Below are 14,462 nucleotides of genomic sequence, written 5' to 3'. Positions count from 1 at the left end.
CGTTTCGCAAGTGCGTGCTGTCAGGGCCGGGTGCGGTTTCGTTCGACCTGGTTGCCGATCGCCCCGTCGCGGTCGTCGGCGCTGGACCCGAACGGATAGCCGGCGTCGTCGCCGCAATAGGACCGGTTCCCTTCGCGCGCGCCGACCACCACCGTGCGGGGCCGCAGCCAGCTCGCGCCGGCAAAGACATTGTCCGTAATCTGATTATAGGACGGCGTCTGGTGCCGGATCACCCCGTCCTCGCCGCAGTTGCGGTACAGGAAGACCCCGCCCCGGCCGCCCAGGGCGAAGCGGTTGCCGAGGATGCGATTGGCGCCCGATCCGTCCACGGCGATCTGCTCGCGCCCCGTGCGGATGGAGAAGTCGTTGTCCTGGATTACAGCCCCGGCGCTCTCGGCGTCCAGATAGACGGCGACCGACTCCGACCGGCCCGAGAAGCGCGACCGGACCACCGTGGTGCGCGTCACGCCCGGCCCGACATAGAGGGGTATGGTCCCCACGCCCTCGAACCGCACCCGCTCCAGCACGACGTCCGACGGCGCCGCCGCCTGGACCGCCTGGGTATGGCCGGGCGTGCGCGACGAGGCCAGAAGATCGCGCATCGATCCGCCCGCCCCCATGCCCCAGATCCGGACATTGCCGACGACGGTGCAGTGTCGCAGATGGACCTGAACCGGACGGCTCCAGCCCTCGCCGTCGCGCCGCGACCAGATCGCCACTGTGGGCGCCCGCGTCGTCGCCTTGCCCACCGGCCGGATGACGCCGCCGCCGCAATCGATCCCGGCGCCCGAGGCTTCGCCGCCCTCGATCAGAACGCGTCGCCGCACCGCGACGCCGGCAAGATTCGCGCGGCAGGTCAGGCGATAGGCCTGGTCTGACGGCGTGGTCAGTTCACGGATCTCCTCCGCCGTACAGGGCCGCGCGGCGGGCTCATCGGCCTGAAGCAGGGCCAGCAGGATCAGAGCCGCCGCCATCTCAGGGCAGGGGAATCGCCAGGGCCGCGCGTTCCGCCGCACAGCCGGGGTTGGTCCGACCCGTCGCCCGCACGGCCTCGATCTCGGCGCGCGCGGCGGCGACCTCGGCCTGGAAGGCGGGGGTCGCGGCGATCTCGGCGACCACCGCCCGCCCAAGGGCCTCGCCCGCCGCAACGTCGCTGGGATAGTCCATGGCGCAGACCAGACGGCTGACGCCGATCTCATGGCCGATCCGGCGCACCGCTTCAGCCCGTTCCGGCGCGATGCGGGCCAGGGCCTCGGCATATGCGGTTCCCACAGTCGCGCCCATGGAGGGATAGGCCGAACCGCGTCGCGCCTCGGGGGTCAGGGTCTGGCAGGCGCGGCGGGCGGGATCCTCGGCTACCGGTCGGGCGCGCAGGCCCTGCGCGCTCGCCAGGGTCGCCGCCGCCCGGGCGTCATGAAAGGCCCGCGCCGCCATCCGATCCAGAACCGGCGTCTCGGCAGATCCCAGCCGCACGCCGAGAGCGCAGTCGAAATGCTGCAGGGCCAGGGGCGGCCGCAGTTCGGCATGGGCGGTGGCCATCAGCCAGCGGTCTGAATCTTCGAGCGCTGCGAACCGCGCGGAGACCGCGCGGTCGGCTGTGTCCTGGGCCGAACCGGCGACCGGCGCGGGAGGCGCCGTCCGGGCCAGACCTTCCAGCACGTCAGACGTCAGATAACCTTGGTCGACAGCGATGAAGATCGGAGCAGAAGAAGGGCGATTGGCCGGGGCGCACGCAGACGCCACGGAGAGAATCAAGGTCGCCGCGCCCAGGGCGGCGACCGGTTTCACTGGCCCGCGCTCCAGCTCAGCTGCACCGAGGTTTCGCCCCCTTCACCTGGCGCGGCCACCACGTGAAGATTGGTCGCCCCCGCCTGGCCGCCGGCGGCGCCATAGGCGCGGGCGTCGCCCTGGTCCATGCCCATGACCGAGGTCAGGCCCGCCTCTTCGGCGCGCGCCCGATAGAAGCCCACCACCTCGTCAGGCGAGGCGGCGGTCGTAAAGGTCACCAGCCCCCCTTGCCCGTCCGGACCGTCCGCCGTCGTCGCGGGTTGATCCAGGGCGGCGCCGGGGTAGAGGGCCGCATAGGAAGGGGCGCCCGGCGCCGCAGGAATCAGGGCGACCGGTTCAGACGGCGTCGGCGCCTCGGCCGCAGCGGCAACCGATTCGGGCGCCTCGACCGGTGCGACGGCGGCGACCTGATCCGGCGTCTGTTCGGCGTTCGACCGGTCGTCGCAACCCGCAAGGCAAAGGCAAACTAAGGCGGCCGAGGCCGCCATACGGCGTATCATCGGGGAATCGTCCCTTGGACCCATGGTCAAGGCGCCACCGTGGCGCATGGATGCGGCGGCAGCAAGGCGTCGCGTTCAGTCGGCGCCGCGTGCGCCCTCTGCAGGATCGGCGCGGGACGTCTCGAAGTCCTTCCCAGACCCCTTGACCGCGTCGGGGCCGACGTCGGACGGCGACTCGGGATCGGCGGACGCCCGCCCCTCCTCGGCCAGTTGTGCATTGATCGCGTCGGAATCCGGATCATCTTCCGAACCACTGGCCGAACCGCCGCGTAGCGAGCCCGCCCGCGTATCCGATCCCGAATCGCTTCCGTCCAAGGCCTCGATCAGGGCGTCGGCCCTGTGGCCCAAATCCGGCTTCTCACCCATGTCGGCGGCCTCACGGGCGTCCTCGCCGTCGGCCGGGTCGGGGGAATTGGCGTCCATCATCGCGCGCTCCTTTTTCTTCTCGATGTGAAAGCCGCCGACGCGGTTGCGGTTCCCGTTCCCTGCCCCTTGATCCCGCATCATCACTCCCGATCTAGGACGCATGATCCCGTTCTCAGTGCTCGATTTGTCCCCCATCGTCGAAGGCGGCGACGCCCGCCGCGCCCTCGACGAGACCCTGGCCCTGGCCCAGGCCGCCGATCGCCTGGGCTATCAGCGGTTCTGGCTGGCCGAGCACCACAACATGCCCGGCATCGCCAGCGCGGCGACCGCCATCGTCATCGGCCATGTGGCGGCGGGCACCCAGCGGATCCGCGTCGGCTCCGGCGGCGTCATGCTGCCCAACCACGCGCCCCTGGTCGTCGCCGAACAGTTCGGCACCCTGGAGACCCTGTTCCCCGGCCGGATCGACGTCGGCCTGGGCCGCGCGCCCGGCACCGACGGCGCCACCGCCCGCGCCCTACGCCGCTATTTCGAGGGGGCCGATCAGTTCCCACGCGATGTAGTCGAACTGATCCAGTGGTTCGAACCGGCCGCCGACAACCAGCCCGTCCGCGCCGTCCCAGGCGCTGGCCTGCGCGTGCCCATCTGGCTTCTGGGCTCCAGCCTGTTCAGCGCCCAGCTGGCCGGCCAGCTGGGCCTGCCCTACGCCTTCGCCAGCCATTTCGCACCTGAACTGCTGCTGGAGGCCCTGGCCCTGTATCGCCGCAGCTTCACCCCGTCTGACCGGCTGGCCCAGCCCTACGCCATGGCCGCGATCAACGTCTTCGCCGCCGATACGGACGCGGAAGGGGTGCGCCTGTCCACCTCGATGCAACAGAGTTTCGCCCGTCTCTCGACCGGCAAGCCGGGCAAGCTTCCGCCGCCCGTCGACGACATCACCGCTGTCCTGACCCCGCAACAGATCGAGGGGGCGCGCAGCCGCCTGCTCTATTCCGCCGTCGGCGGACCGGACACGGTGCGCAAACAGCTGTCGGACTTCATCGCCCTGACCGGCGTCGACGAATTGATGATCACCGGCATGGCCTTCGACAACGCCGCCCGTATCCGCAGCCTGGAGATCGTGGCTGAGGCTCGCGGACGGATGGAGACGGCGGAAGCGGCGTGAGCGGTTTCCTTCTCCCATCGGGAGAAGGTGGCCCGAAGGGCCGGATGAGGGTTCGCCGGTGGGCCAACTCGCACAGCCGTCCCCTCACCCTTTCGCGCTAAGGACGATCGCTAACGCTCTCGAGCGCTCAAGCCCTCTCCCCACGGGAGAGGGGCGCAAGAAACCCCAGCAGCAACCCATTCACCTCATCCGCCCGCTCCTGCTGGATCCAGTGGCCGGCGCCGGGCAGGACGACCGAACGCGTCAGGTTCGGAACCCAGTCCTTGAGCCCCGCCTCTGCGGAGCCGGCATAGTGTCGGACCGGATCGTCCTCACCGACGATGAACAGGGCCGGCTGGAGGATCTGCTGATCCTGGACGAAGGCCGTCAGAGACCAGTTCAGGTCGATGGCCCGATACCAGCTCAAAGGCGCGTCGAACCCGCCGGCCGTGAAGACCTCGACATATTCCGCGAAATGGGCGGGGCTCATCCACGGCGGCAGGTCGGCGCCGTCGTCGATACTGTCCAGCAGGCCGACGCCCGGCGCCATGAAGCCGGTGGCCCGTTTCGACGCCGGGGTGGCCCCGTCATAGGCCCAGAACAGTTTCCTCAGCGTCGTCGCCGGATCGACCTCCAGCGCCAGATGGGCGTCCGCCGCCTGGAACCGGTTGATATAGAGATCGCCCATACCGGCCCGCTCGGACAGGATGGCCATGACGGTCGTCGGCGGTCCCTGGGGCCGACGCGGCTGGAACGGCACGGACAGGCCGGCCACCGCCGTGAACAGATCGGGCCGCAACAGGGCGCAATGCCAGCCGACCGGCGCCCCCCAGTCGTGGCCCACGACGACGGCGCTCGACTTGCCCAGCGCCCGGACCAGATCGACCATGTCCCCGACCAGATGCAGGATCGAATAGGCGTCGGCGCCTTTCGGCTTGTCCGTGCCGCCGTATCCACGCATGTCCGGAGCCGCGACATGATATCCCGCCGCCGAAAGGGCTTCAACCTGGGCCCGCCAGCTGATCCCCAGTTCCGGAAAGCCGTGGATCAGCAGGACCAATGGCGCGTTGAGGTCTTCGAACCCCGCCTCCAGCACCTGTTGGACAAGGCCGTCGGTCTTGATAAGCCGGGTGCGCATCTCAACCTCGCAGGCGGCTCTTCCGCCGCGAATGGAATAGGACGGACATGACCCGCCTCGTCACCTTTGCAGACGGTACGACCGTTCCCGCCCTGGGCCAAGGCACCTGGGAGATGGGCGACGATCCCGCCTGGCGCGACGAGGAGCAGCAGGCCCTGGCGCGCGGCATAGACCTGGGCCTGACCCTGATCGACACGGCCGAGCTCTACGGCGACGGCCGTTCCGAACGGCTGGTGGGCGAGGTCATCGCCGGGCGTCGCGACGAGGTCTTTCTGGTCTCCAAGGTCCGGCCCGACAACGCGTCGGAAATGAAGATGATGCTGGCCTGCGAGAAGTCGCTGGAACGGCTGGGGACCGACCGGCTGGACCTGTATCTGCTGCACTGGGAAGGCAATGTCCCGCTGGAAGAGACGGTCGCCGCCTTCCAGGAATTGGTCGACGAGGGGATGATCGCCCGCTGGGGCGTGTCCAATCTGGATATGCGCGCCATGGAACGGCTGATGGAGATCGAGGGAGCCGAGGACTGCGCCGTCAACCAGCTGCTCTATAATCTGGGCTCGCGCGGGGTGGAGTTCGACCTCCTGCCGTGGATGCAGGCCCGCGACATGCCGATGATGGCCTATTCGCCCCTGGGCCGCGGCGAATTGCTGGAACAGCCCCTGATCCGCGACATCGCCAACCGCCACAGCGCCGACCCGGCTCAGGTGGCGCTCGCCGCCATCCTGCGCCACGACGGCGTCATCGCCATTCCCAAGGCTAGTTCCGTCGAACACGTCGAAGCCAACGCCGACGCCCTGGAGATCCAGTTCGACCTCGAGGACATCGAACGCCTCGACGCCGCCTTCCCCCCGCCCACGCGCGAGACCCCGCTGGATATTATCTAAGAGATGCGGACGCGGCCGGACCCCGGCCGCGTCCTTCGCCACGGCGTGATTTAACGGTTGCCGCCGGCCACTGCGATGATTTCGCCGGTGATCCAGGCGCTTTCGGGCGAGGCCAGGAAGACGGCCACAGGAGCAATGTCAGACGGCTGCCCCATGCGGCCGAGCGGCGTCTGGGCGACCATCTGGGCCTCCAGATCCGAGCCGATGATGCCGACGGCGTGGGTGCCCTCGGTCTCAACGGCGCCGGGCGCGATGGCGTTGACCCGGATCTGGCGCGGGCCGAGTTCCTTGGCCAACACGCGGGTGATCGAATCCACGGCGGCCTTGGTGGCCGTGTAGACCGAGGCGGTCGGGATATCCACGGTGGTGGCGGCCGAGCTGATGTTGATCACGCTGCCGCCGTCCGGGCCGAAGCGCTTGGCCGCCTCGCTGGTGGCCAGCAGCAAGCCCAGGACATTGGTGTCGAACTGGCGTCGGTACTCGGCCTCGGTCACGTCCTCAATCGGCGCGAACGCATAGACGCCGGCGTTGTTGACGAGGATGTCCACCCCGCCGAACGCCTTATGGGTCTCGTCAAACAGCCGCGTGACGTCGTCGCCCTTGGCCACCGAACCCTGAACGGCGATGGCCTTGCCGCCGGCGGCGGTGATCTCGGCCACGACCTTGTCCGCCCCTTCGCGGCTGGAGGCGTAGTTGACGGCCACTGCGGCGCCCTCGGCGGCCAGGGCTTTAGCGATGGCCGCTCCGATGCCTTTCGATGCGCCGGTGACGACGGCGGTCTTGCCTGAAAGCTTGGTCATGATCTCTCTCCGGTCGCCTTCAGCGGCGAACGGTTTGATACTTAGATAACCATCGAAGTGATTCAATGAGCGATGCCGCGTGATTTTCTGAAAGCCGGCCTCAGATTTCCGCGAGCTGGGCCAGATAGGCGTTCAAGACGTCGCGCTGCAGCACCAGGAAGGCGAACTTGCCCTGCCGGCAGATCTGGATCAGGCCGGCGGTCTCCAGCTCCTTCATATGGTGCGAGAAGGTGGGGGCGCTGACCGCCACGAGTTGGGCGACCGCGCCGCAGGGCGTGGGTTCGCTGGCCGCGCCGATCTCCTTGAGAATCTGACGGCGGCGCGGCTCCGCCAGGGCCTTGGCGATCAGGTTCACCTGGCGTTCGTCCAGCACGATGCGCGGCGCGTCTTCCATGGGGCTCATATGCGGTGCGACAGCGGCTGACGCAAATGGGGCGCGACGCCACGTCGGTCGTCGGATCGGCTACCCGCGCCCGATCGCTTCCAACAGCCGCGCCCGCATCTCCCCCGCATAGGGGACCGCCGGTCCTCGCCCCCAGACCGGATCGGGCCACAGGCCGTCGTCGCGGCGCCGGCCGACGACATGGACGTGCAGTTGGGCCGTCACATTGCCGATGGCCCCCACGTTCAGCTTTTCGACCGTTCCCAACCGCCGCACCAGGGCCCCGGCCCGCACCGTCTCCTCCATCAGCGCGGCCCGCTGTTCGACGCTTAGGTCTTCCAGCTCCACCGCCCCCTCGACGCGCGGGATCAGGATCAGCCAGGGGAAGCGGGCGTCGTCCTGAAGCCGCACATGACACAGCGGCCATTCGGCGGCCGCGATGGAGCCCGCCTCGAAGGCGGGCGCGACGACAAACTCCATGCTCAGTTCAGTCCATAGATGACGCAGGCGCTGTCGGTCATGACCTGCAACGGCGGCTGAAGCGCCAGCCGTGCGGCCTCGATCTGCGCCTCGCTGGGCGCGGCGCCGGCGGCCGGTGCGGGCGGCGGAGGCGGTGCAAAGTTCGCCCCAGCCCGCATCCGCGATCCCGTCACCACTATATCCTCCACGGTCGTCGCCTGCTCTCCGGCGGCGTAGGCGGGCCAGCCCGCCAGGACGTCGGTCTGGCAGACCCGGCCCGACGGATCGATGATCTTCACCCGGCCCAGGGTCGCGCCGGCGTTGGTCGCCGCCGCCTCGGCCCGACGACGCGCGTCCTTCATCGCCTCGGCCTGGAGATTGGCCTTCCAGCTGTTCTCCGGCTCCAGATTGAAGTTCACTTGGCCGATCGCCGTGGGGCGCGAGGCCACGATGGTGGCGTACACCCGCTCGATCAGGCTCACGTCGCGCACCGTGACATTGACAGAGGCGTCGGCCTGATAGCGGGCGACCCGGTCGGCGCGGGTGTTGTCGCGCATCACCCCGTTCTCGTCGCGGTACTGATCGTACAGAGGCCGCGTCGTGACGCTGGTCTCGACCCGAACCTTGTCGGCGCCATAGGCCGACAGCGCCTGGCTGAGGGCCCGCACCTGGTCGGCGGCGGCGCGCGAGGCCTCGGCGACGCTGCGGTCCACCGACTGGAAACTGGCGGAGACGAAGGCGCGATTGGCCTGGAGTTCGACCCGCACTTCGCCGACCGAAGCGATGACCGGATCGCGCATCCACCAGGGGGCGGGAATATAGCGGTCGCCGATGGTCGCGGGCGGGGTTTGGGCCAGGGCGGGGGCGGCGACGACGACGGGGGCGGCGCCCAGCAGCAGGGCGAGAGCAAGGGAACGGCGCATCGAAATCCTCCGGTTTGGGCCTGACTTTCGCAGCCTCGACCAAGGCCGTAAAGCGAGGTTCTTGCGACAGCCGCGAGAGGGGTCTAGACCGCCCGCACGATTAATCCCCTTTCGCACACGCAATAAACGGAGACATCCATGGCTCGCGCGAAGATCGCCCTCATCGGCGCCGGCATGATCGGCGGCACCCTGGCCCATGTGGCCGCGCGCGAAGCGCTGGGCGACGTGATCCTGTTCGACATCGCTGAAGGCACCCCCCAGGGCAAGGCGCTGGACATCGCCGAGGCCACCGCCGTCTTCGGCTCGGACGTGGCCCTGAAGGGCGCGAACGACTACGCCGACATCGCGGGCGCCGACGTCTGCATCGTCACCGCCGGCGTGCCGCGCAAGCCGGGCATGAGCCGCGACGACCTGATCGGCATCAACCTGAAGGTCATGAAGGCCGTCGGCGAGGGCATCAAGGCCCACGCCCCGAACGCCTTCGTCATCTGCATCACCAACCCGCTCGACGCCATGGTTTGGGCGCTGCAGAAGTTCTCGGGCCTGCCCAAGGAGAAGGTCGTCGGCATGGCCGGCGTGCTCGACTCGGCGCGTTTCGCCTATTTCCTGGCTGAAAAGACCGGCGTCTCGGTTCAGGACATCCACGCCTGGACCCTGGGCGGTCACGGCGACGATATGGTGCCGATGGTGCGCCACTCGACCGTCGGCGGCCTCCCCCTGCCGGACGCGGTCAAGGCCGGCTTCCTGTCGCAGGACGAGCTGGACGCCATCGTCGACCGCACCCGCAAGGGCGGCGGCGAGATCGTGGCCCTGCTGAAGACCGGCTCGGCCTTCTACGCCCCGGCTGAAAGCGCGATTGCGATGGCCAAGTCCTATCTGCTGGACCAGAAGCGCGTCCTGCCCTGCGCCGTCTGGCTGTCGGGCGAATACGGCCTGTCGGACCTCTATGTCGGCGTCCCGGCCCTGATCGGCGCCGCCGGCGTCGAGAAGGTGATCGAGTTCACCACCAACGACGAAGAAAAGGCGATGTTCGAAAAGTCCGTCGCCTCGGTCCAGGGCCTGCTGCAGGCTTGCAAGGATATCGACGCCTCGCTGGCTTAAGCGATCATCCAGATCGAATGACGAAGGGCCTGCGGAGCAATCCGCAGGCCCTTTTCTTTGCTCTCTTTCTTCCCTTCTCCCGTTGGGAGAAGGTGGCCCGAAGGGCCGGATGAGGGGTCCGGCGGTGGGCTAACGCGCACCACCTTGCCCCTCACCCTTTGGCTGCTTCGCGCCGCCCTTCGGGTCGCGCGAAACCCGATCGCTGCGCTCTCGTGCGCTCAAGCCCTCTCCCGGCGGGAGAGGGATCTACTCCCGCACGTGGGCCAGCCAGTCCTTGCTCTGCATCTCGTTGAAGCGCGACACGGTCCGTTCGAACTCGAACGCCCCCACCCCTTCGGTATAGAGGGCCTCGGGCCGGGCGGCGGCCAGGACGATCAGCTTGGTCTTGGCCTCATAAAGGGCGTCCACCAGGGTCACCAGACGCCGCGCCTCGTGGTGGTTGGCCGAACTCAGGATCGGCACATCCTCCAGGAACAGGGTGTGGAACCGTTCGGCGATGGCCAGATAGTCCTGCGGCCCCAGCGGCCGGCCGCACAGGTCCGCGAAACTCGCCCGCGCCATCGAGCCCACCGTGCGTTCGATCACCACGTCGCGGCCGAGGACGGTCAGGTGCGCCGGTTCTTCCGGCTCGCCCCCCTTCAGCTCGCGCCAGAGCTCCTCGAATCCGGCGCGTTCGTCCGGCGTGTGCCAGACCTCGGCCGAACTCAGCCGGTCCAGCCGCCAGTCGCGCGCCCCCGCCGTCTGCACCACGGCGCAGCGGTCGCGGATGATGTCGACGAAGGGGGTGAAGAGCTGGCGGTTGATGCCGTTCTTATAGAGGTCCTCGGGCGCCCGGTTCGAGGTGATGGCCAGCACCACCTTGTCCTCGAACAGGGCCTCGAACAGCCGGCCCAGGATCATGGCGTCGGCGATGTCCGTCACCTGAAGCTCGTCGAAACACAGCAGCCGGGCTTCGGACGCAATCAGCTTGGCGATGGGCGGAATGGGATCGTCGCCCTTGTGCGTCCCGAACACGGCCTTGCGCGTCCTGGCGTCCCCCTCGCGCCACTGCTTCACCAGATCGTGGACCCGGGCCATGAAGGCGTGGAAATGAGCGCGCGTTTTCCGGGGCTCGGGCGTGGCCGAATAGAACAGGTCCATCAGCATGGACTTGCCCCGTCCCGGCGGTCCCCACAGATAGATCCCCTTCACCTCAGGGGCGCGCCCAAACAGGCCCCGTTTGGCCAGATCGACCTCCAGCCGCTCCAGAGCGACAATGACGGAGGCCTGGGCCGGATCGGGCGTCAGCACGCCCTCTTCCACGCGGATGTCGTAGGCGTTTCGGATGCGGGAGGTCATGAGCCCCTGCTTAAAGTCCCTGTCGCCGAAAAGCGATTGCTTCGCGGCTGCGAACGCCTATTTGCAGGGCCATCACTACAATGCGCTCAAGCCGCTCGGCCCGCAGGCCAGGCGACAGCGCGTCCGAAGGACAAGAAACATGGGTTATCGCGTCGCGATCGTCGGGGCCACGGGCAATGTGGGCCGCGAAATGCTGAACATCCTCGAGGAGCTGGAATTCCCCGTCGATGAAATCCACGCCATCGCCTCGCGCAAGTCCAAGGGGGTCGAGGTCTCGTTCGGCGACAAGACCATCAAATGCCAGGACATCGAACAGTTCGACTTCTCCAAGGTCGACCTGGTCCTGATGTCAGCCGGCGGCGAGGTCTCGCGCGCCTGGTCCGAGAAGATCGGCAAGGCCGGCCCCATCGTGATCGACAACTCCTCGGCCTTCCGCAAGGACGCCGACGTTCCCCTGATCGTGCCCGAGGTGAACCCCGACGCGGTCAAGGACGCCAAGAAGAAGAACATCATCGCCAACCCCAACTGCTCGACCATCCAGCTGGTCACGGCGCTGAAGCCCCTGCACGACGCGGCCAAGATCAAACGGGTGGTGGTCTCGACCTATCAGTCGGTGTCCGGCGCCGGCAAGGAAGGCATGGACGAGCTGTGGAACCAGACCAAGGCCATCTACGGCCTGGGCGACGCGCGTCCGAAGAAGTTCCCCAAGCAGATCGCCTTCAACGTCATCCCCTACATCGGTTCCTTCCTTGAGGACGGCTCGACCGACGAGGAGCAGAAGATGTCGGACGAGACGCACAAGATGCTGGACCCCGACATCAAGGTCACGGTCACCTGCGTGCGGGTGCCGGTCTTCGTCGGCCATTCCGAAGCCGTGAACATCGAGTTCGACCGCCCCATCGCCCCGGACGAGGCCCGCGCCATCCTGCGCGAGGCGCCGGGCGTTCTGGTCATCGATAAGCAGGAGCACGACGGCTATATCACCCCCGTCGACGCCGCCGGCGAACACGGCGTCTATGTCAGCCGCATCCGCAAGGATCCGACCGTCGAGAACGGCCTGAACCTGTGGGTCGTGTCCGACAACCTGCGCAAGGGCGCCGCCCTGAACGCCGTCCAGATCGCCCAGCTGCTGGACGAGACGGGTGTGATCACCTCGTCGTCGGGGTATCGTTCGATCACCGTCTGACGCTCCACCCCGTCATCCTCGGGCTTGACCCGAGGACCGGATGTTCGGCCGCTGGTGCGAACGAGCGACGCACCAGCGCCCGCCGTGCCCGATCCTCGGGTCAAGCCCGAGGATGACGGCGGGGGATGAAGGACCCCATGACCGCCGCCACCCCCAACGATCCCCGCGCGGTCGCCACCGCCATCGCCTGCTACAGCCTGTGGGGCCTGCTGCCGCTGCTGTTCATGGCCATGGCGGCCCACGGGTTCGGCGCACCCGAGATCCTGGCCCACCGGGCCGTCTGGTCGGTGTTCGTGGCAGGCCTGTTCCTGCTGCTGGCGGGCCAGTGGGGCGAGGCGCGGCGGGTGCTAGCCACGCCGCGCACCCTGGCCTGGCTGGCCCTGTCGGCGGCGATGATCGCCACCAACTGGAGCCTCTACGTCTTCGCCACCACCCACCATGCGACGCTGGAGGCCAGTCTCGGCTATTATATCAATCCGCTGCTGAATATGGCGGCGGGGGCGGTGTTGTTCCGTGAACGGATCGACCGCTGGAGCGCCGTCGCCATCGGCCTGGCCGCCGTCGGCGTCGTCATCCAGACCATAGCGCTAGGCCATGTGCCGATCATCGGCCTGACCCTGGCCGTCACCTTCTGCGCCTATGCGGTGATCCGAAAGCGCGTGCCGGCCTCGGCCCAGACCGGGCTGTTCGTCGAATGTCTGTTGCTGCTGCCCATCGGGGCGGTCTTCCTGGCCTGGCTGGCGACCCACGGCCAGGCGACCGGCTTTTCCTCCCCCGCCGGCCTGGCCTGGGCCCTGGTCAACGGCCCGGCGACGGTCATTCCCCTGGTGCTGTTCGCCTGGTCGGCGCGGCGCCTGCCCCTGTCCACCATAGGCTTCATCCAGTTCCTGGCGCCCACGCTCCAGTTCGCCTGCGGCGTCTGGGCGGGCGAGGCCCTGACGCCGTTGCGGATCGTCTCGTTCGTCTTCATCTGGGCGGGGGCCGGCGTATTTGCACTGGGCGCCGCCTCGCGGTCGCGCACCGCACGACGCGCCGTGGCCCTGACCGAACCGGGCCAATAGGAAACCGGGAGGGGTCTGCACCCGCAATTCCGGCGAAGACACCCTTGGTTTCCAGCGACTTGATCTCGCGAAAACGCGATCACCTCGCCTGGACTGGAAACCGGGTTAGGCTCCTGAGGTCGTCGATCTGACGGGAGGCCCGAATTGCACTCTTTTGCACATTGCACTGTTTTCGCCTGTGCAGTGCAATTCGCCGCCCCGTCGTCGTTGGACTGTCTTCGCGTCAGAGGGCCCCGTACACCGCCTCCATCAGCCGTCGGGGGCGGGGGTCGCCGATCAGATAGGACGACTGGCGCGTCATCACATAGGCGGCCGACAGCCGGCGTCCCGGATCGGCCATGGCCATCGACCCGCCCCAGCCATAGTGGCCAAAGCCCTCGCCCGGCCCAAAGACGTTCAGCCCGTCATTGCGCATCAGCCCCGCGGCCCAGCTGATCACATAGGGCAGCACCTTGTCCTGCCCGTGGATCCGCTCGCGCGTCAGGTCGTGCAGCACGCCCTTGGACAGCACCCGCCGTCCGTCCAGCATCCCTTCATTGGCCACGACGCCCAGCATCCGGGCCAGGCCAGGCGCCGTGGCGTGCATATTGGCCGAGGGGATCTCCATCTTGCGCCATTCGGTCGAGCCGCGTCCGCCCGGCGCCGATCCGCGGTCCAGGAAGGCCGCCTGTTTGATGGGGTCCACCGTCCCCAGACTGGGCGCCGACGAGGGTTTGCGCATCTGGGCCACTCGCCCATGCTCGGCTTCCGGCAGGCCGATCCACAGGTCCAGATCGGCGAAGTCGGCGCGCAGGGCCTGGCCCATGGTGCGGCCCGTCGTGCGACGGAAAACCTCGTTGGCCATAAAGCCGACCGTGACGGGGTGATAGCCCGAGGCCGTCCCCGGCTCCCACATCGGCGCCTGGGCCGCCAGCCTTGCGTTGACCGCCGCCGGATCGAACCACAGCGACGGATCCACCGCCTCGGAGAAGCCGGGCAGGCCCGCCTGGTGACTCATCAACTGGGCGACGGTGACCTTGTCCTTCCCGGCCTGGCCGAACTCGGGCCAGATCTGGGAGACCTTCTCATCATAGGCGATCTTGCCCGCCTCGACGGCAGTGGCCATCAGCAGGGCCATCACGGCCTTGCCGGTCGAAAACACCGGGGTCAGGGTCGTCTCGGTAAAGGGCGCCGTCTTCGCGGTATCGGCGTGCCCGGCCCACAGGTCGACGACCGGCGCGCCCTCGATCATCACGCTGAACCGCGCCCCCACCTCGTTCAGCCCCTCGGGCGCCTCGGTGAAATTGGCGGCGAAGGCGTCCTTCACCGCCGCGAAACGCGGATCACAGACGCCGTGGATATCGAGAGCTTCGGTCATGGAGGCGTTCATAGACCGCCCCCTACCTGCGGGGA

General features: G+C 68.2%; 16 protein-coding genes. 5 read left to right on the top strand and 11 right to left on the bottom strand.

Annotated features, from left to right (window positions below; all coding sequences use genetic code 11):
* Positions 1-20: 20 nt before the first annotated feature.
* The 4 genes from ACW17X_RS13580 to ACW17X_RS13565 form a co-directional block, all read right to left on the bottom strand.
* Entirely contained in the window at positions 21-974 is a 954-nt protein-coding gene (locus ACW17X_RS13580) for a right-handed parallel beta-helix repeat-containing protein (RefSeq protein ID WP_492098159.1), read from the bottom strand.
* A gap of 1 nt (position 975) precedes the next feature.
* Entirely contained in the window at positions 976-1,788 is an 813-nt protein-coding gene (locus ACW17X_RS13575) for a phosphatase PAP2 family protein (RefSeq protein WP_492098157.1), read from the bottom strand.
* Positions 1,785-2,288 carry a hypothetical protein gene (locus ACW17X_RS13570; protein WP_492098155.1) on the bottom strand — a complete coding sequence of 168 codons (504 nt, stop codon included), beginning with the start codon at positions 2,286-2,288 and terminating at the stop codon, positions 1,785-1,787. The genes ACW17X_RS13575 and ACW17X_RS13570 overlap by 4 nt, the downstream gene beginning before the upstream one ends.
* Before the next feature lie 75 nt (positions 2,289-2,363).
* Positions 2,364-2,714: a ribonuclease gene (locus ACW17X_RS13565; protein ID WP_492088825.1), complete on the bottom strand. Its 351-nt coding sequence runs from the start codon at positions 2,712-2,714 to the stop codon at positions 2,364-2,366.
* Between the two features lie 100 nt (positions 2,715-2,814).
* Here ACW17X_RS13565 and ACW17X_RS13560 point away from each other — a divergent pair, with 100 nt between their 5' ends.
* Positions 2,815-3,819, top strand: coding sequence for an LLM class flavin-dependent oxidoreductase (locus ACW17X_RS13560; protein WP_492098154.1), 1,005 nt, complete (start codon positions 2,815-2,817; stop codon positions 3,817-3,819).
* A 127-nt stretch (positions 3,820-3,946) separates the two neighbouring features.
* On the opposite strand, the gene ACW17X_RS13555 is transcribed toward ACW17X_RS13560, so the two are convergent.
* Complete coding sequence (locus tag ACW17X_RS13555; protein ID WP_492098152.1) at positions 3,947-4,936, bottom strand: alpha/beta fold hydrolase; 990 nt, start codon at positions 4,934-4,936, stop codon at positions 3,947-3,949.
* 47 nt (positions 4,937-4,983) lie between these two features.
* Here ACW17X_RS13555 and ACW17X_RS13550 point away from each other — a divergent pair, with 47 nt between their 5' ends.
* Positions 4,984-5,820, top strand: a complete 837-nt coding sequence (locus tag ACW17X_RS13550; protein WP_035310611.1) for an aldo/keto reductase — start codon at positions 4,984-4,986, stop codon at positions 5,818-5,820.
* Positions 5,821-5,870: 50 nt separating this feature from the next.
* Here the strand turns inward: ACW17X_RS13550 and ACW17X_RS13545 are convergent, their stop codons facing one another.
* The 4 genes from ACW17X_RS13545 to ACW17X_RS13530 form a co-directional block, all read right to left on the bottom strand.
* A complete protein-coding gene (locus ACW17X_RS13545) occupies positions 5,871-6,620 on the bottom strand; it encodes a glucose 1-dehydrogenase (RefSeq protein ID WP_492098150.1) in 750 nt (249 codons plus the stop codon).
* 100 nt (positions 6,621-6,720) lie between these two features.
* Positions 6,721-7,014 carry an ArsR/SmtB family transcription factor gene (locus tag ACW17X_RS13540; RefSeq protein ID WP_492098148.1) on the bottom strand — a complete coding sequence of 98 codons (294 nt, stop codon included), beginning with the start codon at positions 7,012-7,014 and terminating at the stop codon, positions 6,721-6,723.
* 69 nt (positions 7,015-7,083) lie between these two features.
* The gene (locus ACW17X_RS13535; protein ID WP_492098146.1) at positions 7,084-7,482 is read right to left on the bottom strand and encodes an HIT domain-containing protein; all 399 of its coding nucleotides are present in this window, start codon (positions 7,480-7,482) and stop codon (positions 7,084-7,086) included.
* 2 nt (positions 7,483-7,484) lie between these two features.
* Complete coding sequence (locus tag ACW17X_RS13530; protein ID WP_492098144.1) at positions 7,485-8,384, bottom strand: SIMPL domain-containing protein; 900 nt, start codon at positions 8,382-8,384, stop codon at positions 7,485-7,487.
* A gap of 138 nt (positions 8,385-8,522) precedes the next feature.
* On the opposite strand from ACW17X_RS13530, the gene mdh reads away from it, so the two are divergent.
* On the top strand, positions 8,523-9,485 hold the full coding sequence (gene mdh / locus ACW17X_RS13525; RefSeq protein ID WP_492098142.1) for a malate dehydrogenase: 963 nt from the start codon (positions 8,523-8,525) through the stop codon (positions 9,483-9,485).
* A 246-nt stretch (positions 9,486-9,731) separates the two neighbouring features.
* On the opposite strand, the gene zapE is transcribed toward mdh, so the two are convergent.
* A complete protein-coding gene (zapE, locus tag ACW17X_RS13520) occupies positions 9,732-10,823 on the bottom strand; it encodes a cell division protein ZapE (RefSeq protein WP_492098141.1) in 1,092 nt (363 codons plus the stop codon).
* Positions 10,824-10,962: 139 nt separating this feature from the next.
* Here zapE and ACW17X_RS13515 point away from each other — a divergent pair, with 139 nt between their 5' ends.
* Positions 10,963-12,009, top strand: coding sequence for an aspartate-semialdehyde dehydrogenase (locus tag ACW17X_RS13515; protein WP_492098139.1), 1,047 nt, complete (start codon positions 10,963-10,965; stop codon positions 12,007-12,009).
* A 137-nt stretch (positions 12,010-12,146) separates the two neighbouring features.
* On the top strand, positions 12,147-13,070 hold the full coding sequence (rarD, locus tag ACW17X_RS13510) for an EamA family transporter RarD (RefSeq protein WP_492098137.1): 924 nt from the start codon (positions 12,147-12,149) through the stop codon (positions 13,068-13,070).
* A 223-nt stretch (positions 13,071-13,293) separates the two neighbouring features.
* Here the strand turns inward: rarD and ACW17X_RS13505 are convergent, their stop codons facing one another.
* Positions 13,294-14,427, bottom strand: a complete 1,134-nt coding sequence (locus ACW17X_RS13505; protein ID WP_492098135.1) for a serine hydrolase domain-containing protein — start codon at positions 14,425-14,427, stop codon at positions 13,294-13,296.
* Between the last annotated feature and the right edge of the window lie 35 nt (positions 14,428-14,462).

Source organism: Brevundimonas sp. FV1ye4L (assembly GCF_058681255.1).
Note: the sequence above shows the minus strand (reverse complement) of the source record. Positions and strands in the feature narration are given on the sequence as shown.

Coding starts and splice junctions, on each gene's coding strand:
- ACW17X_RS13580 (WP_492098159.1), bottom strand. CDS start 974: ATGGCGGCGGCTCTGATCCTGCTGGCCCTGCTTCAGGCCGATGAGCCC.
- ACW17X_RS13570 (WP_492098155.1), bottom strand. CDS start 2,288: ATGATACGCCGTATGGCGGCCTCGGCCGCCTTAGTTTGCCTTTGCCTT.
- ACW17X_RS13565 (WP_492088825.1), bottom strand. CDS start 2,714: ATGATGGACGCCAATTCCCCCGACCCGGCCGACGGCGAGGACGCCCGT.
- ACW17X_RS13560 (WP_492098154.1), top strand. CDS start 2,815: ATGATCCCGTTCTCAGTGCTCGATTTGTCCCCCATCGTCGAAGGCGGC.
- ACW17X_RS13555 (WP_492098152.1), bottom strand. CDS start 4,936: ATGCGCACCCGGCTTATCAAGACCGACGGCCTTGTCCAACAGGTGCTG.
- ACW17X_RS13550 (WP_035310611.1), top strand. CDS start 4,984: ATGACCCGCCTCGTCACCTTTGCAGACGGTACGACCGTTCCCGCCCTG.
- ACW17X_RS13545 (WP_492098150.1), bottom strand. CDS start 6,620: ATGACCAAGCTTTCAGGCAAGACCGCCGTCGTCACCGGCGCATCGAAA.
- ACW17X_RS13540 (WP_492098148.1), bottom strand. CDS start 7,014: ATGGAAGACGCGCCGCGCATCGTGCTGGACGAACGCCAGGTGAACCTG.
- ACW17X_RS13535 (WP_492098146.1), bottom strand. CDS start 7,482: ATGGAGTTTGTCGTCGCGCCCGCCTTCGAGGCGGGCTCCATCGCGGCC.
- ACW17X_RS13530 (WP_492098144.1), bottom strand. CDS start 8,384: ATGCGCCGTTCCCTTGCTCTCGCCCTGCTGCTGGGCGCCGCCCCCGTC.
- mdh (WP_492098142.1), top strand. CDS start 8,523: ATGGCTCGCGCGAAGATCGCCCTCATCGGCGCCGGCATGATCGGCGGC.
- zapE (WP_492098141.1), bottom strand. CDS start 10,823: ATGACCTCCCGCATCCGAAACGCCTACGACATCCGCGTGGAAGAGGGC.
- ACW17X_RS13515 (WP_492098139.1), top strand. CDS start 10,963: ATGGGTTATCGCGTCGCGATCGTCGGGGCCACGGGCAATGTGGGCCGC.
- rarD (WP_492098137.1), top strand. CDS start 12,147: ATGACCGCCGCCACCCCCAACGATCCCCGCGCGGTCGCCACCGCCATC.
- ACW17X_RS13505 (WP_492098135.1), bottom strand. CDS start 14,427: ATGACCGAAGCTCTCGATATCCACGGCGTCTGTGATCCGCGTTTCGCG.